Source organism: Olsenella uli (assembly GCF_901212655.1).
Lineage (GTDB): Bacteria > Actinomycetota > Coriobacteriia > Coriobacteriales > Atopobiaceae > Parolsenella > Parolsenella uli_A.
Window position 1 is genome coordinate 25,064 of sequence record NZ_CAAKON010000023.1, and the last position, 21,236, is coordinate 46,299.

Consider the following 21,236-nt stretch of genomic DNA (forward strand, 5'->3'; position numbering starts at 1 on the left):
CGCGCCCGAGGTTCCCGTCCAAAGCAACCAACGAGCACGCGTCTTGGGCCAACCCCGGCGGCAATGCTCGGTATGCACGTCCGCTGGAACGAAAGCCAAGCGTGATTTTACCCAAGGAAAGGAGGGGCAACGATGGAATTCAACTTCGTACAGATCGCTCTGGTCTTCATCGTCACATTCATCGCGGCAATCGACCAGTTCGACTTCACCGAGTCGCTGTACCAGCCCATCGTGACCGGCCCCATCATCGGCGCCATCCTCGGCGACATGAACACGGGCCTTATTGTTGGTGGTACCTACCAGCTCATGACCATCGGCAACATGCCGATTGGTGGCGCCCAGCCGCCTAACGCGGTCATCGGTGGCATCCTCGCCGCCGTATTCGCGTGCTCGCTGGGCATGGAGCCCACGGTTGCCACGGCCGCGGCCGTCCCGTTCGCGCTTCTCGGCCAGTACTGCGTGACGCTGTTCTTCACGCTTCGTGCCCCAATGATGGAGATGTTCCGCTCTGCGGCCATCAATGCCGACACGAGGCAGATCACGGTTCTGACGGTGATTTCCGAGGCCATCCTCGGCCTGCTCTTCGCCATCGTCGTGACCTTGTTCTTCATCGCCGGCCAGACCGCCGGCAAGGCCGTCGTCGACGCCATTCCCGCATGGCTCAACACGGGCCTCTCCGCCGCTGGCGGCATGATGCGCTACGTCGGCTTCGCAATCCTGCTCAAGATCATGATGAACAAGGACATGTGGGCCTTCTTCCTGCTCGGCTTTGCCCTCACGAACGTCGTGGCCGGCATCCCCGCGCTCGCAAGCCCCATGCTGCTCATCATGGCCCTCATCGGCTTCGGCTTCGCCTACTGGGACTTCCAGCAGCAGACCGAGCTCAAGGGCGCTGTTGTTGACGGAGGTGACATGAGCGATGGCATCTAACAACGAATTCGTCGTCCCCGAGCGCTACGAGGATCTCACCCCCGCGCCCCAGGTCGACCAGGCAACGCTGAACCGCATGGTGTGGCGCTCCTACTGGCTCCAGTCCTCGTTCAACTACGAGACGATGCAGTCCGGCGGCTGGCTCTTCGCAATGGTGCCCGGCCTCGAGAAGGTCCACACCAACAAGAAGGACCTCGCGGCGTCGATGTACCACAACCTGGACTTCATCAACACGCACCCGTTCCTCGTCACGTTCGTCATGGGCATCGTGCTCTCGCTCGAGCAGAACAAGGTCGACACCCAGACGATCCGTTCCGTCCGCATCTCCGCGGCCTCGCCGCTCGGCGGCATCGGTGACGCCCTGTTCTGGCTGACGCTCGTACCCATCACGGCCGGCATCACCTCCAACATGGCCATCTCCGGCAACATCCTTGGCCCGATCATCTTCCTGGTCGTGTTCCATGCCGCGCTGTTCGCCTGCCGCTTTGGCCTCATGAACTGGGCCTACAAGCTCGGCACCAGCGCCATCGACGCGCTCATGGGCTCGATGCAGGCCTTTACCCGCGCCGCTGCCATCATGGGCTGCTTCGTGGTTGGCTGCCTGACGGTTGCCATGGGTGGCACGCAGATCAACCTCGTGATCCCCAACGGCACCACGAACACCTATACGGCCTCCACGGTCACCGTCCCCAACGCCGACGTCTCCAAGTTCGATATCGCCATCGGTGACGAGGTTGGCTCCGTGGGCACCAAGGACGCCGACGGCGCCGCCCTCAAGGCCGCCGACGCCAACGGTGACCCCGTCAAGACCGGCGTGACCGACCTCGGCAACGGCTACAGCTCCGTGACCTATGCCACGATCACGTCTGCCCCGGTCTCCTTCTCCGTGGCCGACACGCTCGACACCGTCATGCCCAAGCTCGTCCCGCTGGCGCTCGTCATGTTGCTCTACTTCCTCTTCTCCAAGAAGAACTTCACCCCGATGGCCGGCATCGTTCTCGTTCTCGCCATCGGCATCATCGGCGCCTTCCCGCTCAACGAGTGGTTCGGCATCGAGTGGTGGACCGGTCTCTGGTAAGAGCTACGCACCCGGGACGCGCGCCTCGCGGACGCGCGTCCCACCTCTTGTCCGAGCACAAAGGGCCGCGGCCTTCCGCGCATGCGTGTGGGAGCCGCGGTCCTTTTCTCGGTGAAGGTTGCCGTTAACGTAGGGCAACTTCTTTCAGGTACGACTAAGCTTGTAGGTAGGGGAGGCTATGGCATGGGCGCCATATCGAGGAAGCAGCCGCTGTATGACCAGCTGGTCGACATCCTGCGCGACAAGATCGCGAACGAGCTCAAGCCCAACGACCAGCTTCCGTCTGAGCGCGAGCTTACCGAGCGCTATGGGCTCTCGCGCACCACGGTGAGGCTCGCCTTGCAGGAGCTCGAGAGCCTGGGGCTCGTGTATCGCCGCCACGGCAAGGGCACCTTCGTGGCCGCCCAGGACACCCAGGCAACCAACCTCACGCAGACCTACAGCTTCACGGACCAGATGCGCCGCATGGGCCGCGTCCCCAAGACCACCATCCTGGAGTTTCAGCCCATCGAGGCCAACAAGTATCTGGCCATGCGCATGAACATGCACATCGGCGACAAGCTCTTTCGCATGAAGCGCCTGCGCGCGGCGGACGGCATCCCCATGATGCTCGAGCGCACGTACCTGCCCATGCGCAACTTCATGGCCCTCACGCGCGACCAGCTGGAGCATGCCGCGCTCTATGAGATCATCGAGCGCGACTACCACGAGAAGATTCGCGTGGCCGAGGAGGAGTTCTTCGCCAGCATCGCGCGCCCCGAGGACGCCCATCACCTGGGCATCAAGGAGGGCGCGCCCGTGCTCGACCTCGTCCGCACCACGTACAGCGACCACAACGACGTTATCGAGTTTACGTTGAGCGTTGCTCGTGCGGACCAGTTTAAGTACAAGATTTCGCACTATAGAAGCTAAACTTGCAGATGATTGGGCCTGCAGCTATTTAGGGCCTTAAGGTATAGCCATAGTTGTTATCTGGTACCTACCAGTAAGCACGCAATGAAACTACAGGAAGACCCCATCTGGGGTTGGGGTAAGCCAAGAGGGCCCGCCGGGCCGTCGGGAAGGAGCCGCCGCATGTTCGAGAAGAGCGCCGAGGAGCTGAAGGCCCTGGGGGCCGACATCACCACCACCGAGATCGCCCAGCAGCCGGGGCTGTGGGAGGACACGCTCGAGATCTACAAGGCCAACAAGGATGTCATCGAGGCCTTCCTCGCCGAGGCGCGCGCCATGGCGGGCTCGGGCAGGCTCACGGTGGTCTTCACAGGCGCCGGCACCTCGGACTATGTGGGCGATACCTGCTCCCCGTACCTGCGCCGCGCCGGCAACACGGACGCATACGACTTCAAGCCCATCGCTACCACCGACATCGTGAGTGCCCCGCTCGACTTCCTGCGCGCCAAGGACCCCACGCTGCTCGTGAGCTTCGCGCGCTCGGGCAACAGCCCGGAGAGCCTGGCTGCGGTGGACGTAGCCCGCAAGGTCTGCGACAACATCAAGTTCTTGAACATTACCTGCGCGCCCGAGGGACACCTCGCCGTGCGGTCGGCCGATGACCCGGACGCGCTCACGCTCCTCATCCCGCGCGCCAACGACAAGGGCTTCGCCATGACGGGCAGCTACTCGTGCATGACGCTTCTGGCCACCCTGATCTTTGACGAGGCCTCGGACGAGCAGAAGGCCGCCTGGGTCAAGACCATCTCCGAGATGGGTGCCGAGGTCATCAACCGCGAGGATGAGATTGCCGCCTTTCTCGACGGCGGCTACAACCGCGTCACCTACCTGGGCTCGGGTTCCTTCGGTGGCCTCGCCCAGGAGACGCAGCTCAAGATTCTCGAGCTCGCGCATGGCCTCGTGGCCACCTCGTTCGACACCTCGATGGGCTATCGCCACGGGCCCAAGAGCTTCGTGGACGGCAAGACCCTCGTCTTTGTCTTCGTGAACAACGATGCCTATACCCGCCAGTACGACCTCGACATCCTGCACGAGATCGACGGCGATGGCATTGCCGAGAAGACCATCGCCGTGCAGCAGGCGGGCGAGACCCAGTTCGAACGCGAGAGCTTCACGTTTGGCGGCTACGACGAGATGCCGGAAGGCTACCTGGCGCTGCCGTTCGTGATGGTGGGCCAGGTGGTGAGCCTGCTCAACTCCGTGAAGGTTGGCAACACGCCGGACACCCCGAGTCCCACGGGCACCGTGAACCGCGTGGTCAAGGGTGTGACGATTCACCCGTTCGAGGCGTAAGGGGCGGGCGAGGCGACCGATTCTCTCGCCACCGCTCCCTTTCTGCCGAGGCTTTGGCCTGTTGGCTCGAATGGTGGTCCGTACCTTCCGGCGAGGCTTTGGCCTTTTGGCGCGAAGGGAATTCGTACCCTCCGGCGAGGCTTTGGCCTGTTGGCGCGAAGGGAATCCGTGCTCCCTGCCAAAGCTATGGCCTTTTGGCCGTGGGAAATCCGTACCGTCTGGGTATCAAATAGCTGGCACGCAGGCGCCCGTCACGTCTTCGGACGGGGTGGGCGCTCCCGATGTGGCAAGGGCGGCAGGCGCCTTGCCACGCGCAGAAGTACGCCTGCTTTCCTCTGTCGTATCGTCGAAGGGACGCTTGCATGAGTACGTTTGCAATCAAGGCGGATAAGTTCTTTCTCCCGGGCGCTGCGGTGCTCGGTGGCTACCTCACCGTGACCGACGGCACGTTTGGCCACTGGGGCGAGGAAGCGCCCGAGGGCGTGGAGGTGCGTGACTACAGCGGCAGTTGGATCGCGCCGGGCATGGTGGACACGCACATCCATGGCTTCTATGGCCACGCCACCACGGACAACGACGCCGATGGCATCAACGCCTCCAGCCTGGCGCTCGCCAAGCACGGCACCACGTCGTGGCTGCCCACCACGTTCACGCAGAGCGTGGACGACCTGGCGGAGAGCTGCGCCGCCATTGCCAAGGCCGACGACTCGCGCGGCGACGACTTCCTGGGTGCCCGCATCCAGGGCGTCTACCTGGAGGGCCCGTTCTTCACGGAGGCCCACAAGGGCGCGCAGAACCCCAAGTACCTGATTGATCCCAAGTACGACATCTACAGGCGCTGGCAGGAGGCCGCCGAGGGCCGCATCGTCAAGAGCGCCCTCGCCGCCGAGAAGCCCGGCGCGCTCGAGTACATCGCTGCGCTGGATGCCGAGGGCGTGGTGACGGCCATCGGCCACTCCGACGCCACGTATGCCGAGTCCCTCGCCGCCGTGAACGCCGGCGCCACCGTCTTCGTGCACACCTACAACGGACAGCGCGGCCTGCACCATCGCGAGCCGGGCGTGGTGGGTTGCGCCATGTCCACGCCCGAGACCTACGCCGAGATCATCTGCGACGGCCGCCACGTGCAGCCGGCGGCCATCGACGCGCTCGTGCGCGCCAAGGGCTGGCAGCACTGCGTGCTCATCACGGACTGCCTGGGCTGCGGCGGCCTGCCCGAGGGCAACTACATGAGCGGCGGGCTGCCCGTGGTACTTGAGAACAACCTTTGCTACCTGCGTAACGAGGACGGCAGCAAGGGCAGCATCGCCGGCTCGGTGCTTACCCTCGCGCGCGGGGTCAAGAACATGGTGGACTGGAGCATCGCCACGGCCGAGCAGGCCATCCGCATGGCCACCGAGGTGCCGGCGCGCTCCGCCCGCATCGACGGCAAGTGCGGCTCGATCAAGCCGGGCCGTGACGCGGACTTCGTTGTGTTCGACCACGAGCTCAACCTCAAGGAGACTTACGTGGGCGGTGTGAGCGTGGGTGCCGCGGAGTAGGGCGCCTCGGCCGCGGGGCAGCTGCCGGGGTTTGGCGCTCGCGGATGTGCGAAGCGTGGTGCGGCTGGATTTGCGCCTGCGGTGGGACCAGCGTTCGGCGTGGACGAGCTCTCGCTGGTGCTTGCGATCGGCTGCGCGGGGGCCGGGCCCGGCGTTGCGCCCGGCTCCACGCGTGACGAGGCTGGTCCTCCGGCGGCGCTCGCGGATGTGCGCCGGCCGTCTGCGGGCCACTCCCGGAGCGCGGCCAAACCGGCCGGTTGATGCCGGTATGCTGGTATTTGTTCGACCGAGAGACAGGCGACGCCCCGTGCCAGCGTGCGGGGCGTCGCCGCGAAAAGAGGGGAGCCAGCCATGGCCAAGGAACTGTTCGTGGGCATCGATATTGGCGGAACCACCGTGAAGCCCGGCATCTTCACGAGGGAGGGCGAGAAGCTCGGCAACCTGTCTGTGCCCACGCCGCCCCTCGTTGACGGGCGGGGCTACGACGCCGTGACCCGCGGCATCGACGAGCTCGTGGCGTCAGTCGAGGCCGCCGGTGACGAGGTGCTCGGCATCGGCCTGGCCGTTCCGTGCCCCATTCCCGCCGACGGCGACGTCAAGGTTGTCGCAAACATGCGGCTCAACCTCTTTGGTCTGCAGAAGGCGCTCGCGGAGCACTTCCCCAAGGCGGTCGTGCGTGCCGTGAACGACGCCAATGCCGCGGCGATGGGCGAGCTGTGGCGCGGTGGGGCCCAGGGCCTCAGCAGCTGCGTGCTGCTGACGCTTGGCACGGGCGTGGGCGGTGGCGTCGTCATCGATGGCCGCGTGGCTGCCGGTGCCAACGGCGCTGCGGGCGAGATCGGCCACATCTGCGTGAACCCCTCCGAGCCGTTGGAGTGCGGCTGCGGGCGTCACGGTTGCCTTGAGCAGTACGTTTCTGCCAAGGGCATGGTGCGCGTCTATCGCGAGGAGTGCGCCAAGCGTGGGCAGGAGCCCGTGGAGCTCTCCGGCGACACGGATACGCTGTCGCTCTTTGGTGCCTATCAGAAGGGCGATGAGGCCGCGAAGGCCGCCGTGTCGCTCATGTGTGACCGCCTGGGCCTGGCGCTCTCGATCATCTCCGGCGTGGTTGACCCCGAGCGCTACGTGCTCGGCGGCGGCGTGGCTGGCGCGCTGCCCCTCTTTCACGACGAGCTGGAGGAACGCTTCCGTCACTACGTGCTGTCCTGCTCGGCCGATACGCCCATCGTCGCAGCCCAGCTCGGCAATAACGCCGGCATGTTCGGTGCCGCCTACGTGGGCCTGCTCGCCTCTGAGGAGTAGGCGAGGGCGGCGGTCAGCGAGGGTTGCGGATAAGAGCGGCGGGCAAGCGTGGCGTGCGAGTGCGCTGAGCGAGCCTGTCGGGTGAGATCGGCAACAACGCCGGCATGTTCGACGCTATCTGCGTGCGGCTTCTTGTCCCTGAGTATCAGGCAAAGGCGCGAGTAGGTGAGGGCGGCGGGCGGGGCAAAAAACAGCAAGATTCGCGCCGCCCGACAATGCCAAAAGCAAGACTCGCGTCGTCCGAGCGGTCCAGAAGACAAGGTTCTCGCTACCTGAGCAATGCCATGCGGTAAGGTCCGAACTGCTCAGCAATGCCAAGAGCAAGACTCGCGTCGTCCGAGTGGTCCAGAAGGCAAGGTTCTCGTAAGGCCACGCGGTAAGGTCCGATCTGCTCGGCAATGCCAATAGGCAAGATTTGCTCCTCTTGAGCGGGGTCACTCTGGTGGTCCCGCTTTTCTGGTGTTCCGACCTCCCTCTTATTGTTGCGCCCACTACGGTTTGCATCGCCTCGCAACGGGTTTCTAGCGCGATCCGTTTGATCGTACGGGGGTGTTGGTCAGGCGACGCCCCCTCCCATGTATCCTCGACGTCGGTACGCCCTTCATTCTTTCACTCTATCCACGAATCTCCGCGGTTGCGAAGCCGGGGCGTCTGCAGTTCAGTCTGCCCTGGGGACAGGGGTGCCTTTTCTGGGGCCGCCCCCTTGACTCCCTTCATCCTTTCACTCTGTCCACGAATCTCCGCGGTTGCGAAGCCGGGGCGTCTGCAACCCCTCTTTTGTCCACGAACTCGTGCGATTGCCCATGCGGTGCATCCGCCCTCGCCCGGACTGCCTCTCGTCCACCCGCGAATGCGCTCGATTGCGCGTGGCGTCCGTGATGGTGAAGCCGCATATTGTCCCTTTTCAGGCTAAAAGGGTGGACGAACGCGCTATTTGTTCACGTCGGAGGGTCCCATCGGCGCTGGAATCCTGGGCGAACTGCGCGCACGCGTGCCGCGCCATCGCAACGACCCCGATTCGTGGACAAACTGGCCTCATCTCTGCCTTTGGAACGCAAACGCCTCGTTTCGTGGACAGGAGGGGACGGCCAACCATTGGCTGGATTCGGCGAGGTTAGCACGGTCGTAGAACGCATACGTTGTTGGGCGAGCGGTAGCGATGCGAGCGGCAGCGACGCGAGCAGTGCGCGTTCGGCAACGGCGCAAGCGACGGCGACGCGGGCAGTGCGCGTAAGGCAACGGCGCAAGCGGCGGCGACGCGAACGGCAATGAGGCAAACGGCAACGGCGTAAGCGGCGGCGTCGAGAGCGGCATTGGCGCATGGCATGAACGCGTGTGCAGTTTTAGCGAGTGCGGGCAATTGAGCGGTAGCCGAGGGCAACGAGATGGCTGGGCCGTGCCGCAGGCGAGGTACCGTTCGTCGAAAGGCGCCGGTGGTTTTGCGCGGTCAAGATGTGTGTGCCCTGTGAACCCGCTCGAAGAGTCGCCGGTACGCGATTCGGGTTGTTTGATTTCTCTGTCGGCGGACAAAAAACAAACAAGCTGTTATCAACCGTTCGCCGGCAGACAATGAAATGCCAGTTCAAATACCGTGCCTGGGACGTACCGTTGCTTGCATGGATATTTGCATCTCACATACCACGGCGCTCCGATGGCTTCTCCACAACGAGAATCCCGCAGTCGGAAAACGGCAGAGCCGTGCCGATGCGCTTCCGACCGCCCCTCCGCCAAAGGCATGGCTCCAAGCGCTCTCGAACATCTTGGATGCCAATCCTCCGGTCGAGGGCTCACCTTCTGCCAAGGGTTCCTCCAACAAGGTTCAGCCCCGCATCGATGGGGAGCTTTGTGCCAGCGAGGCGCGGCAAAACGGCGCTTGCCAGAAGCCCGACTCTCCTTTGAGGCCATCCGAAGAAGAGGCAGAAACTGCAGTCAAGGCGAACAAGCACGAGCGGGGCTCGGGAAGGAACCAAGGCGCGAAGGCGAGCAAGGAGCCCTTCGACCATCTCAAGGACAGGCGCATCCACGTTCTCGTGGGGTCTGCGCCCGCCCGGCGTGAATTGCCGGGTGTGGTCATGCACGTAAGCACGCTGAAGCCCCAGTCGGGATCCTTTGTGCGCACGCACATTGCCGGCAAAACCGTGCATGTAGCCTCACCGGCGCTGGTCTTTCTCCAGATGGCGACGTTGCTACCGGTTCAAGACCTCGTGGCGGTTGGCTATGCACTTTGTTCGGGCTATCGATTGGACAAGAGCATCCCGGAAGGCATTTGTCTGAGAAAAGACGGTGATGCACCCCTTACGACCGTGGCGGATCTGGAGAATTACGTGCGTGAGGCGGGAAACGTTGCCGGCACGCATAGGGCGCAGGTGGCGCTCGTGCACATTCGGGGCGGGTCGCTGTCACCCATGGAGTCCGCCCTGGCGATGGCCCTGGGGCTTCCTCCCAAGTACGGTGGATTCGGGCTTGGCTACATCTCGATGAACGAACTGCTGGTATTGGCCGATGGGTCTGACGTCGGAGGAAAGAAGACGATTGCGCGCCGGCCAGACATTCTCATATCCGCAGTGGGGCGTGACAAGAAGGTGAGGAGGGCTGGTGTTGAATATGACGCTACGGCCACGCATCTTGAGGCAAAGACGGCGCAGCGCGACGCCACGCGCAGAAATGAGTTCCAGGCCGACGGGGGACTGGCGCACTTTACGATAACCGCCGGTCATGCCGCCGATTACCTTGCGCTCATGAGGGTGTTCGACCAGGTGCGGCGCGCGCTGAATGTGCGCAAGCGGCCATGGTCTCCTGGGGCAACAAGGCTTCCGTCAGGCGACGCCGAGACCGAAAAGATCAGGGCCACCTGGGCGCGGCAGCTTGCCTTGTGGAAGCGCTACATCTCGGGGGCGAAGCTGACGGTGGGAGAGTAAGGGGTGATCAGCCCGGTCAGCTCGAACCGGGCGAGCGCTTTCGCTGGCGTTGGGCCATGTACTGGATTTGGTGCTGACGTTGGTGTGGGCGCGAGGACCGACATTGCTGTTGGCGCTCGCGTTGGTGCAGGTGTTGGCGCTGACGCGGGTGTTAGTGCAGGCGTCGGAGCCGAGGCGGGTGTTGGTGCAGGCACTGGCGCTGATCCCGGCGCCCGCCTTGGTGCGGGCATCGGCGCTGACGAAGGTGCCGGCGTTGGCGTTCTGCAGGCGCTGAAACTGACGCCCGCGCAGGCGTCGGCGCCGGAATCGGGGTGGAGGGTGGACCTCGCCCTGTCCCATGCGGACGCTGCCACGCGCCGCACGCGCCGGAATCGGGGCGGAGGGTTGACCTCGCCCCAGGTGGAGGGTGGGCTGCGCCTCGCAGGAATTCATCTGAAACGCGGGATGCTCGAGCGACGGCGGCATACGCTCCTTGAGACCCGTCCAGGAATCGGGTCGATCACGAGCCGGGACGCGGCTTGCTGCGTTCATTGCCTGGGTGGGCGAGTCGAGTCGTGTCGGCGTGGCGCCGTCCCCTGGTGTCTGTCCGGGAATCGGACCGATTCCCAGTGGAGTTGTGGCGCACCGCGGTCTTTGCCTGGGCGGGCAAGTTGGGCCGTGCTGGCGTGGCGCCGTCCCCTGATGTCTGTCCAGGAATCGGGCCGATTGCGAAGTGGGGGCGCGACGTACTGGAGGTTTGTCCAGGAATCGGGGCGATTGCGTTCTAGTGGCATCGGCTTGGGCCGAGGCAGCCTGTTGAAAGCTCTGGTTGGCTCATATTGGACGCGCTGGAGCAGCAAATTGATGAGATTTAGCTGCTGGCAGGGGACCGTTTGGGACGAACGTGCCCGAGTGGTCTTCCTCAGCTGGGCAATCGACGGGAATCGTGGACAAAAGAGGGATGCAAGCTGCCGCAACAGCGCAATCGCGGGATTTCGTGGACAGAGAGCAACGACGTGGGGCGAAGCAAGGGCGGCGCTGAGGCCCGCCGTACTTGGGCTGAAAAAAGGCCGCGTGGCTTCGAGTCCGAATGGAGTCGGAGCCACGCGGCCGCCCTCGGCAGGCCGCCCCCTCCGGAGCTTTACGCCCGCTTCAGAGCGGAAAGGCGAAGGAGCAGGTCAACGGTGCCGACGTTGTAGCCGGCGGTGGAGTAGAGGCTCGTGAGCGAGTCGCCGTTGCCAGTCGGTTTGGTTCCGGCTGCGTTGCCGGCCGAGCTGACATTGTTACTGCTGGTCACAAGCAGCGTGAGCGGCAAAAGCTCAGGGTTGGCGTACGTGCGGCGAGCAAGACGCTCGGGCAGCTCGGAGAAGTCGTCGTAGCGAATCCCAATCTCGGGCAGGGCGGCAAGCGTGCGGGAGAGGGTGGGGTCTGCGAGGGCGGCCTCGTCGCGCACGACCACCGTCACGGCCATGCCGGCGGCGCGCAGGTCGTCGGCGCGGTCGCGCAGCTCGTTGAGGAGGTGCTCGGTGGGTTCCATGCCCTCCTGGGCAAACGCGAGGATGCCATTGCCACAGCTGCCGAGCGTAGGCGCGCATCGAGTGCCCTCACCATCCGCGACGGTAAACGCAGGCAGCTTGATGACATTCAGCATGTCGCGGAGGTTCGGCGTGCGCTGGCGCAGCGCCACGACCAGGCCGTCCGCCGTGCGGGATACGGCGCAACTTGCCGTGCCGGACGTGCCCTCCGTACCCGTACCCGTCGCGTCGTTCGCCGTCTCCGAACCCGCGGAGGCCGTGCCGTCGTCCACGCCCTCCGCATCCACGCCCTCGCCCACGCAGAAGACAAGCTCGCTCGCCTGCTGGTCGCCGTCCGGCAGGCGTGTCGTGGTGATGACGCGGTAGGTGCCGTCCTCAAGTCCCAGCGTCAGCCTGCCGTCCTCAAACGTGGCGCCGGTGTGGTCGAGCGAGCGGAAGTCGAGCGCCTCGAAGCCGTTGGGGGCGGTAAAGGACTCAAGACGGCCGATGCTCCACGTCGTGAAGTACGTCGGTGCGTTGGCGGCGTCGGCGCAGGTAAACGTAACGTTGGTGAGGGCGGGGGCGTCCTGCTCCTCAACGGGCACGAAGCGGCCGCCCTCCATGAACTCGGGGTGCGAGGAGCTGGGGTTGAGGCGCGCGGCCACGCCCAGCGAGCGGCAGACGGCAACAAAGACCTGGTCGCGCGTGGTGGCCGAGGCAATGCCCGAGGAGAGCGCGCCAGCCGTGGTGCCCGCGAGGCCAGCAAGCCCCTCGTGCCCGTCAAACGAGAGCGCAAGGCAGAGCTGGTCCCAGAGCCGGCGGGGATCTGTTACGAACGCGGCCTTCTGCCCGTCGTCGTAGAAGTCGAGCACAAACGGGCGGTAGTCGCTGAGCTCCTCGAGCTTGAAGCGCGGGCACAGCACGTAGCGCACGTAGGCGTCGTGGGCCGCGGCCTCGTCCATCCCCTGCGCGCGCAGCCGTGCCTCGGCCGTCTCACGCAGCTCGCGAGCATGGGCGAGGTGACTCTCGAGTATGTCTGAGCGCAGGTCGCGGAAGTCCTTGTCCGTGAGCGTGCCGAGCAGCTCGAGACGGTCTGCCTCGTCGTCTGCCTCAAGGAAGGCAGCTACCTGCGGCGCGTTTGAGAACGCGCACGCAAACGCGTGCTGGCTGCCGGGCCAACGCTCGGCCAGCCTTGCCGCCTCGCGCGCAAAGCCCTCCACGCGCTTGCGTCGGGCGGCATCGCAGGCTGCCTTGCGCTCACGGGCGCGGACGTCTTGCTCGGGCGTCTGGGCGTGCGAGGGTGCCGGGTGGTCTGCCGGCGCGGCCACGTCGATGTCGTACCAGCTTCCAAGCTCGCCAGCGGCGCGTCCGGGCTCCACAAGTTCGACCTCAACCTCGTGCACCTCGCGCGTGTCCACGACGGCCATACCCAGGAGGCCCTCCGCGGATGCGCGAACGCGCAGCGTGCACAGGCCAATCTGCAGGCCGGCAATGCCGCTGGCGTCCGTCTGGATGGTGGTGGCGGGCATCCAGCCCGCCATGTTGAGCACCTGCGCGCAGACGGTGGCGTCCCTAACCGGGGCTCCGTTGCGCGTCACGCGAATGCGCAGCTGCTCGGAGAGGGCGTAGGAGGCCGTGACGTCCAGCAGGCGGGCGCTGCCCACGCTGCCGGCGTCGGGCTCGGGCATGGAGTCGTCGCGGTAATCCGAAAAGAGCCTGGTCTCCTCCATGGGGGCGCGGCCGGAGGCGTTGGTGAACCAGCCGCGGTCGAGCTCCTCCTCGGGCTCGCAGGCACCCAGGTAGTGCCAGCCGTCGCCGGTGTAGGCCTCCACCCAGGCGTGGTTGTCGTCGCAGTGGGCCCACCAGGTGGCGTAGACCTGACGCGCCGGGATGCCGATGCTGCGCAGCGCCGTCACGAGGAAGGTTGACTCCTCGCCGCAGCGGCCGCTGCCGCTCGCGAGCACGGAGAGCGGGCTCTGCGTGCGATCGTCGGTGAGCTGGTAGGTGGCCATCTCGCAGCACCAGTAGTTCACCTCGCGCACCGCGTCGTAGGGCGCAAGGCCGCCGACGCGCTCACGTAGGGCGTCCCAGAAGGTGTGGCGGCAGTCCGTGAGCGGCTCGTTGTTGATGCGCGGGCAGAGCACATAGTGTACGAACATGCCCTCGCCCAGGCTCTGCGCCCAGGCAACCTCGCGACGCAGGAAGGCGGCGTGGCGGGCGTAGGAGGCGAGCACCTCCGGCGCCACGTCGATGCAGTCCGTGATGGGGAGGGTGGCATAGAGGTAGCGAAGCAGCGTGGCCTCGTCGACGTCCGCGCAGGCGGTGATGGCGGCGTCTGCAGCGTCGGCGACGGAGGCGAGCAGCGGGCGTCGTGCCTCGTAGCGCTCGAGGGTGTAGCTGGTGAGGTGGTCAGAGAGCATGTGGCTCCTCTCGATGGGTGAGATGGGGGTGCGACGGATATGCGGCGCCTCGGCTACTTCACGGTCACGGCAAGCACGGTGTCCACCGCATCCGGCAGCACCGGGTCGGGCCCGAGGTTGGCAAATGCCACGTCCGGGTAGTCGCTGTGCACCCAGCTCGTGGAGATGGGCACCTCGGTGCCGTCCGCCACGCGGCGGATGGAGACGATTCGGTCCTTGGGCACGCCCACGAGTGGCAGCGGGCCGATGGCGTTCTCGTACAGGTGGAAGTAATAGGTGTTGCCATTGCGGGTGACGCGTCCATAGTCCGGCTTGCCCAGGCCCTCGACGGGGCCGCCCTCAACGCTGCCGGCCCCGTAGATGCTCGGGTGGTTGCGCTCCATCCACGCCCCGATGGCGCGCAGGCGCTCCACGGACTCCTCGGGGAAGCGGCCGGTGGCGTCCGGCCCCACGTTCAAGATCATGTTGCCCCCCTTGGAGACGCACTCCACGAGCTTGCGCACGAGCATGTCGGCTGGCTTCCAGTAGTGGTCGGTGACGTTGTAGCCCCAGTTGCCGTTCATGGTCACGCAGGCCTCCCAGGCAAGCGGGCGACCCTCGACGTCGTGCAGGCCCTGGGGCGGGATCATCTGCTCGGGGGTCACGAAGTCGCCGTGGTAGGGGGTGGGCTTGCAGGCGGCGAGCGAGCCGAAGCCCTCGCCCGAGACCTCAATGCGGTTGTTGACGATGACGTCGGGCTGCAGCTCGCGCACCATGCTCATGAGCTCGGTGCCACCCCACTTCTCGCCGGTCATGTCGTCATAGGAGAAGTCGAACCAGAGGAGGTCGAGCTTGCCGTAGTTGGAGCAGACCTCGCGCACCTGGCTGTGCATGAACTCGAGGTATCGGTTCCAGTTGCGCCCCTTGTTGGCGCCGGCCACCGGGTCGTTGCGCAGCGGCGCCTGACGGTCACCGTACTGCGGGAAGTCCGGGTGGTGCCAGTCGATGAGGGAGAAGTAGAGGCCCACCTTGAGGCCCTCGGCACGGCATGCCTCCACGTACTCGGCCACGATGTCGCGGCCAAACGGCGTGTTGGTGACCTTGTAGTCGGAGAAGGCGGAGTCGAACAGGCAGAAGCCGTCGTGGTGCTTGGCGGTGAGCACCATGTACTTCATGCCCGCCTCGCGCGCCATGCGCGCCCAGGCGCGCGCGTCGAACGCGTAGGGGTTGAACTCGTCAAAGAAGGGCTGGTACTGCTCGACCGTCAGCTCTTCGGTGCTGCGCAGCCACTCGCCGCGCGCGGGAATCGAGTACAGGCCAAAGTGAATGAACATGCCAAAGCGGTCGTGCAGCCACCATGCCATGCGCTTGTCATAGCGGGCGCGGTCGAACTGGTACATGGGGTTCCTTTCCTTGCGGCAAGTAGGGACGATAAGCCGGTGGAACAACTGACATATTACGGTTACCGAGTTATTCGACCGTTCGGGCGATGGTTCTTCACTTGAGGAAGCCCGTTCTGTTAGAGCGACATTACGATTGCCACAACCTGTTGGACGGTCGCAATTGAAACGTTATCGTATTGCCCGACAAAAGATGCGCACGTAACCGCGAACGGTTGCGCCGCGCGTCGGTCGTGTGGTTGACCGGACCACAGGAGTCAGGCGGTGACATGGGGATACGGGCCTCATGCTCCGTTTTACCGAAGGGGGAACCTAGATGAAGAAGAGCACCAGCGGAGTGAGCCGTCGCACCTTCCTCGGCGGCGCTGCCGTTGCCGCGGCCGGCCTTGGCCTTGCCGCCTGCGGTGGTAACAAGGGCAACGGCGGCGGCGACGCCGCTGCCACGACGGGCGCGGCCGAGGGCGACCTCATCACCGCCGATGCCGATGGCTTTGTCGTCAAGGCCACCAAGGACGCCACGGCCAGCTCCAACGAGTGCGTCATTGCCCTCGAGGGCACCATCCAGACAATGCACCCGATGAACTGGTCCGACGGCAACTCCGGCTGGGTCGTCTACTACATCTATGACTCCCTGATTGCCTACAACGAGAAGAATGAGTTCGTCCCCGCTGCCGCCGAGAGCTGGGAGGTCTCCGACGACGCCCTCACCTACACCTTCCACATCCGCGAGGGCATCAAGTTCACCGACGGCGAGACCTTCAACGCCGCTGCCGTCGTGGCCAACTACCAGGAGGCCATCAAGAAGGAGAACGGCTGGCGTCGTCGCCGCATGTTCATCAAGACGCTGGACGAGGGCAACGAGGAGGTCCGCGTCGACTCCTGCACCGCCGTCGACGACCTCACCGTCCAGTTCCACCTCGTCAAGCCGTACGCCCCGTTCCTGAACTCCGTGACGCAGTTCTACATCGTCAGCCCGAAGGTTGTCGTTGACCCCAACTACGACTACGGCAAGGAGTCCGCGGGTTCTGGCCCCTACAAGCTCCAGGAGTACGCCAACGGCGACCACACCAGCATCGTCCTCAACGACGACTACTGGGGAGACAAGCCGAGCATCGAGAAGGTCACCTTCCGCGAGGTCCCCGAGGCCGGCTCTCGTATCGCCATGCTCCAGACCGGCGAGGCCACGGTCATCTACCCGATGCCGACCGACCAGGTCTCCACGGTCCGCAGCGCCGGCGACATCAACATGGTCAGCGTCGAGTCCACGACGATGCGCTACGTCACGCTCAACACCAACGTGCCCGAGCTCTCTGACGTCAAGGTCCGCCAGGCCCTGAACTACGCCTTCGACCAGGACGCCTACGTCCGCGTCATGTACAACGGTGCCGCCGAGCCCGCCACCTCCGTGCTGCCCAAGGCCGTCCCGGGCTACAAGGAGCAGCAGCCGTACGCCTTCGACGTCGAGAAGGCCAAGAGCCTGCTCAAGGAGGCCGGCTACGAGAACGGCTTCGACATTACGATCATCGGCGACAACTCCACGCAGGAGACCAAGGGCATGACCTTCGTCATGCAGCAGCTCGCTCAGATTGGCGTCAACGTGAACGTCCAGCCGAACGAGGCCGCCACCAACGCCGAGATCGCCGCCGCCCCCGAGGACACCACCACGATCCAGATGTGGTACGTCAACTGGTCGCAGTTCGACGCCGACGGCTTCCTGCGCTCCCTGCTCTCCAGTGCCATGGTGCCGCCCACCGCGTACAACACGGCCTTCTGGAAGAACGACGAGTTCGACGCCGAGCTCGAGGCCGGCAACCAGTCGCCGACGATCGACGAGCAGAACGAGCACTATGGCAAGTGCCAGGACATCGCGTGGGAGGCGTGCCCGTGGCTGTTCCTCGCCTCGGACAACACGCTGTACTCCTACAAGTCCAGCCTGAGCGGCGTCAAGAACAATCCGATGGGCATCGACGTCATCCACGCAACGCTGAAGACCGCTTAGCCATTCAGCCCTCGGGTCCCACCCTCGGTTGGTTCCCGATGTAATGCGCGTTAAGCCAGGAGCTGCCAGCCTCCGGGGAAAGGGCTGGCAGCTCCGTTACTGTGTAAAGGAGGGGCCCATGGGCAAATACTTTGTGAAGCGCTTGCTGAGTATGATCCCGCTGCTGTTCGTCATTTCGGTGCTCGTCTTTATGTTCATTCACGTCATCCCGGGCGACCCCGCGCGTCAGGTTGCGGGCGTCACGGCGACCAGTGGTGAGGTCGAGATCGTCCGTGAGCAGCTGGGCCTCAACAAGCCGCTGCTGCAGCAGTACGTCGAGTGGCTCGGCGGCCTGTTCACTGGTGACTTCGGCACCTCGTATGCCAACAACACGACGGTCATCGAACTGCTCAAGCCGCGCCTGCCGATCACGATCTACCTCACCATCTGCTCGATGGCGTGGTCGGCCCTGTTTGGCATCACGATCGGCGTCATCTCCGCGGTGAAGCGCGGCAAGGCCGCCGACCTCGTGGGCATGCTCATCGCCATCGCCGGCATCTCGCTGCCCAACTTCTGGCTTGGCCTCCAGCTCATGCAGCTGTTCTCGGTGAACCTGGGCCTGCTGCCTACCGGTGGCGTGGACGACTGGAGGGGCTACATCCTTCCGTCCGTGGCCATGGGCGCCGGCATCATGGCAATCCTGGCCCGCGTCACGCGCTCGGCCATGATCGAGAACCTCAACAAGGACTACGTGCGCACGGCGCGTGCCAAGGGCCTGCCGGAGAGCAAGGTCATCATGCGCCACGCGTTCCGCAGCTCCGCCATCGACATCGTCACGGTCGCGGCGCTCCAGATCGGCGCCCTCATCGCCGGCTCCGTCGTCGTCGAGACCGTGTTCTCGATTCCGGGCATGGGGCGTCTGCTGGTCGACTCCATCGGCCTGCGCGACTACGAGGTGGTCCAGGCGCTCATCCTGTTCTTCTCGGCCGAGTACATGCTCATCAACCTGTTGGCAGATATCCTGTACGGCATCATCAACCCGCGCGTCCGCTACGAGTAAGGGGGCCCCATGACTACTAGCAAGCAAGCCACTGCGCCCGCCTTCGCTCAGGGCGAGGAACTGCCGAAGGCACAGAGCCCGGTCAAGCAGTTCGTGAAGAAGTTCCTGCGCCGCAAGACCGCGGTCTTGGGCTTCGCGTTCATCGTGTTCATCCTGATCATCGCCGTCATCGGCCCGAGCCTGACGCCGTACGACCCCAACGCCTACGACTATTCGGCCGTCCTCTCCGGCCCCACCGCCAAGCACGTCTGGGGCACGGACGAGTTCGGTCGCGACGTCTTCAGCCGCATTCTCGCCGGCACGCAGCTGTCTTTGGGCACGGCGCTCTCCGCGTCCATCCTCGGCACGGCCATCGGCGTCATCTTCGGCCTGATCGCCGGCTTCTTCGGTGGCGTGGTTGACTCGTTCATCATGCGTTGCTGCGACGTCATGTTCGCGTTCCCGGGCATCCTGCTCGCCATCGCGATCGTTGCCATCATCGGCCCGGGCATCCAGAACATCATGATCTCGGTGGCCATCGGCGCCATCCCCACGTTCGCCCGCATCATCCGCGGCTCGGTGCTCGAGGTCCGTGGCGAGCTGTACGTCGAGGTGGCCCGCTCCATCGGCTGCCCGGCCGGCCGTACCATGTTCGTGCACATCTTCCCGGGCACCATGCGCGCGCTCATCGTCAACTTCACCATGAACGTCGGTGGCGCGATCCTGTCCGCCTCGTCCCTGTCGTTCCTGGGCTTTGGTGCCAGCGTCACGCAGGCGGAGTGGGGCGCCATCCTCTCCACCGGCCGCAACTACCTGTCTGTGGCCCCGCACCTGGTTCTGTATCCGGGTCTTGTGATCTTCCTTACGGTGCTGGCCTTCAACCTCTTCGGCGACGGCCTTCGCGACACCCTTGACCCCAAGCTGAACTAGTCGGAGGTAGCTATGACTGAAAATCTTTTGGAGGTCAAGAACCTCAAGACCGAGTTCAAGAAGGGCAAGAGGTCGTGGGTCACGGCGGTCAACAACCTGTCGTTCCACGTTGCCCCGGGCGAGATCGTGGGCCTCGTCGGCGAGTCTGGCTGCGGTAAGTCCGTGACCTCGCTCTCCATCATGCGCCTGCTCAACAAGGACACGAGCCGCACCTCGGGCGAGGTCATGCTCGGCGGCCAGAACGTGCTTGACCTCTCCGAGAGGGAGATGCAGCACGTCCGCGGCAACGAGATCTCGATGATCTTCCAGGAACCGATGAGCTCGCTGAACCCCACGATGCGCATCGGCGAGCAGCTCGCCGAGGCCATCCTGCTGCACAACGACTTCAACAAGGAGCAGGTGCACGAGCGCAGCGTCGAGGTGCTCAAGCAGGTGGGTATCCCCGAGCCCGAGATGACGCTCAACAACTACTCCTATGAGCTGTCTGGCGGCATGTGCCAGCGCGTCATGATCGCCATGGCCATGAGCTGCCAGCCCAAGCTGCTCATCGCCGACGAGCCCACCACGGCCCTCGACGTGACCATCCAGGCGCAGATCCTGGCCCTCATGGAGCAGATTCGCGACCAGCGCAACACGGGCATCCTGCTCATCACCCACGACCTCGGCGTCGTGGCCGAAACCTGCAGCCGCGTCATCGTCATGTACGCGGGCAACATCGTGGAGGAGGCTCCGGTGGAGGAGCTCTTCGCTCGTCCGCAGCACCCCTACACGCAGGGCCTCATTGGATCCGTGCCGCGCCTCGGCAAGCGCGTCCGTAGGCTGCCGGCCATTCCGGGCTCCGTGCCCGACCTCTCGGCCATGCCGGAGGGCTGCCACTTTGCGCCGCGCTGCAAGTACGCGCGCCCCGAGTGCCACACGAAGCACCCCGAGTTGGCAAGGCTCGCAGAGAACCATACGTGCGCCTGCCTGTTCAGCAAGCAGGAGAGGGAGGAGGCGCTCGCCAATGACTGAGCCGCTGCTTTCTGTCAAGAACCTCACGAAGCGCTTCCCGGTGGGGAAGAACTTCTTCGGCAAGGCCAACAAGTTCGTCCACGCCACGAATGACGTCTCGTTTGACGTCATGCCCGGTGAGACGTTCTCCATCGTGGGCGAGTCTGGTTGTGGCAAGTCCACGGTCTCGCGCCTCATCGACCACCTCATCACGCCCGACTCCGGCGAGATCTGGTTTGAGGGCAAGGAGATCTCCAAGCTCTCCGAGAAGGAGATGCGCCCCATCCGCCAGGACATCCAGATGGTGTTCCAGGATCCGTACGGCTCGCTCAACCCGCGCATGAAGGTCCAGGACATCATCGGCGAGCCGCTTTTGGTGCACACGAAGATGAGCGAGGGCGAGCGCCTGAAGCGCGCCTACGAGCTCCTTGAGACCGTCGGCCTCTCTGCCGCCCACGGCGAGCGCTACCCGCATGAGTTCTCCGGCGGCCAGCGCCAGCGGATCGGCATCGCCCGCGCGCTTGCCATGCAGCCCAAGCTCATCATCGCCGACGAGCCTGTCTCGGCGCTCGACGTGTCGATTCAGGCCCAGGTCCTCAATCTCCTGCGCGACCTGCAGGAGCAGTATGACCTCACGTACCTGTTCATCTCGCACGACCTCTCCGTCGTGGAGATGATCTCGGATCGCATCGCGGTCATGTACCTTGGCTCGGTCATGGAGCTGGCTCCTAACGAGGAACTCTACAGCCACCCCGAGCATCCGTACACGCAGGCGCTGCTCTCGGCCGTACCCGTGCCCGACCCCACGGTCAAGAAGAAGCACGTGCTGCTCAAGGGCGACCTGCCCAGCAACACCAAGCCGCCCACGGGCTGCCTGTTCCACACACGGTGCCCGCACTGCACCGAGAAGTGCAAGACCGAGTGCCCCAAGATGCGAGAGATTCGCCCCGGACACTTCGTGAAGTGCCACTACGACGGCCTGAAGCTCGGATAA

The 21,236-nt window shown here is 64.8% G+C and carries 15 protein-coding genes; 13 read left to right on the forward strand and 2 right to left on the reverse strand.

Features of this window, described 5'->3' with window-relative positions; translation table 11 throughout:
* The first annotated feature begins 132 nt into the window (after window positions 1-132).
* From EFAMC2_RS05005 to EFAMC2_RS05040, 8 genes are all read left to right on the forward strand, one after another.
* Window positions 133-930 (forward strand): PTS mannose/fructose/sorbose/N-acetylgalactosamine transporter subunit IIC, encoded by a 798-nt coding sequence (locus EFAMC2_RS05005; RefSeq protein WP_154027716.1) that lies wholly within the window; start codon window positions 133-135, stop codon window positions 928-930.
* Window positions 920-2,008, forward strand: a complete 1,089-nt coding sequence (locus tag EFAMC2_RS05010) for a PTS system mannose/fructose/sorbose family transporter subunit IID (protein WP_154027718.1) — start codon at window positions 920-922, stop codon at window positions 2,006-2,008. Before EFAMC2_RS05005 ends, EFAMC2_RS05010 begins: the two co-directional genes overlap by 11 nt.
* A 183-nt stretch (window positions 2,009-2,191) precedes the next feature.
* Window positions 2,192-2,920 carry a GntR family transcriptional regulator gene (locus EFAMC2_RS05015; protein WP_154027720.1) on the forward strand — a complete coding sequence of 243 codons (729 nt, stop codon included), beginning with the start codon at window positions 2,192-2,194 and terminating at the stop codon, window positions 2,918-2,920.
* 162 nt (window positions 2,921-3,082) lie between these two features.
* Window positions 3,083-4,252, forward strand: a complete 1,170-nt coding sequence (locus EFAMC2_RS05020) for an SIS domain-containing protein (RefSeq protein WP_154027722.1) — start codon at window positions 3,083-3,085, stop codon at window positions 4,250-4,252.
* A 362-nt stretch (window positions 4,253-4,614) separates the two neighbouring features.
* Window positions 4,615-5,793: an N-acetylglucosamine-6-phosphate deacetylase gene (gene nagA, locus EFAMC2_RS05025; protein ID WP_154027724.1), complete on the forward strand. Its 1,179-nt coding sequence runs from the start codon at window positions 4,615-4,617 to the stop codon at window positions 5,791-5,793.
* A gap of 351 nt (window positions 5,794-6,144) precedes the next feature.
* A complete protein-coding gene (locus EFAMC2_RS05030) occupies window positions 6,145-7,095 on the forward strand; it encodes an ROK family protein (RefSeq protein ID WP_154027726.1) in 951 nt (316 codons plus the stop codon).
* A gap of 1,616 nt (window positions 7,096-8,711) precedes the next feature.
* Window positions 8,712-10,013 carry a hypothetical protein gene (locus EFAMC2_RS05035; protein WP_154027728.1) on the forward strand — a complete coding sequence of 434 codons (1,302 nt, stop codon included), beginning with the start codon at window positions 8,712-8,714 and terminating at the stop codon, window positions 10,011-10,013.
* 103 nt (window positions 10,014-10,116) lie between these two features.
* Window positions 10,117-10,287 (forward strand): hypothetical protein, encoded by a 171-nt coding sequence (locus EFAMC2_RS05040; RefSeq protein ID WP_187325159.1) that lies wholly within the window; start codon window positions 10,117-10,119, stop codon window positions 10,285-10,287.
* A gap of 846 nt (window positions 10,288-11,133) precedes the next feature.
* Here the strand turns inward: EFAMC2_RS05040 and EFAMC2_RS05045 are convergent.
* Window positions 11,134-13,926: a transglutaminase-like domain-containing protein gene (locus EFAMC2_RS05045; RefSeq protein WP_154027730.1), complete on the reverse strand. Its 2,793-nt coding sequence runs from the start codon at window positions 13,924-13,926 to the stop codon at window positions 11,134-11,136.
* Between the two features lie 53 nt (window positions 13,927-13,979).
* Window positions 13,980-15,353: an alpha-L-fucosidase gene (locus EFAMC2_RS05050; protein ID WP_261980102.1), complete on the reverse strand. Its 1,374-nt coding sequence runs from the start codon at window positions 15,351-15,353 to the stop codon at window positions 13,980-13,982.
* Between the two features lie 268 nt (window positions 15,354-15,621).
* Between EFAMC2_RS05050 and EFAMC2_RS05055 the strand changes: the two genes are divergently transcribed.
* The 5 genes from EFAMC2_RS05055 (at window position 15,622) to EFAMC2_RS05075 (ending at window position 21,236) form a co-directional block, all read left to right on the forward strand.
* Window positions 15,622-17,304, forward strand: a complete 1,683-nt coding sequence (locus EFAMC2_RS05055; RefSeq protein WP_154027734.1) for an ABC transporter substrate-binding protein — start codon at window positions 15,622-15,624, stop codon at window positions 17,302-17,304.
* Window positions 17,305-17,422: 118 nt separating this feature from the next.
* Window positions 17,423-18,343, forward strand: coding sequence for an ABC transporter permease (locus EFAMC2_RS05060; protein WP_154027736.1), 921 nt, complete (start codon window positions 17,423-17,425; stop codon window positions 18,341-18,343).
* Window positions 18,344-18,352: 9 nt separating this feature from the next.
* The gene (locus EFAMC2_RS05065) at window positions 18,353-19,252 is read left to right on the forward strand and encodes an ABC transporter permease (RefSeq protein WP_154027738.1); all 900 of its coding nucleotides are present in this window, start codon (window positions 18,353-18,355) and stop codon (window positions 19,250-19,252) included.
* A gap of 12 nt (window positions 19,253-19,264) precedes the next feature.
* Window positions 19,265-20,263 (forward strand): ABC transporter ATP-binding protein, encoded by a 999-nt coding sequence (locus tag EFAMC2_RS05070; protein ID WP_154027740.1) that lies wholly within the window; start codon window positions 19,265-19,267, stop codon window positions 20,261-20,263.
* Window positions 20,256-21,236, forward strand: a complete 981-nt coding sequence (locus EFAMC2_RS05075; RefSeq protein ID WP_154027742.1) for an ABC transporter ATP-binding protein — start codon at window positions 20,256-20,258, stop codon at window positions 21,234-21,236. The genes EFAMC2_RS05070 and EFAMC2_RS05075 overlap by 8 nt, the downstream gene beginning before the upstream one ends.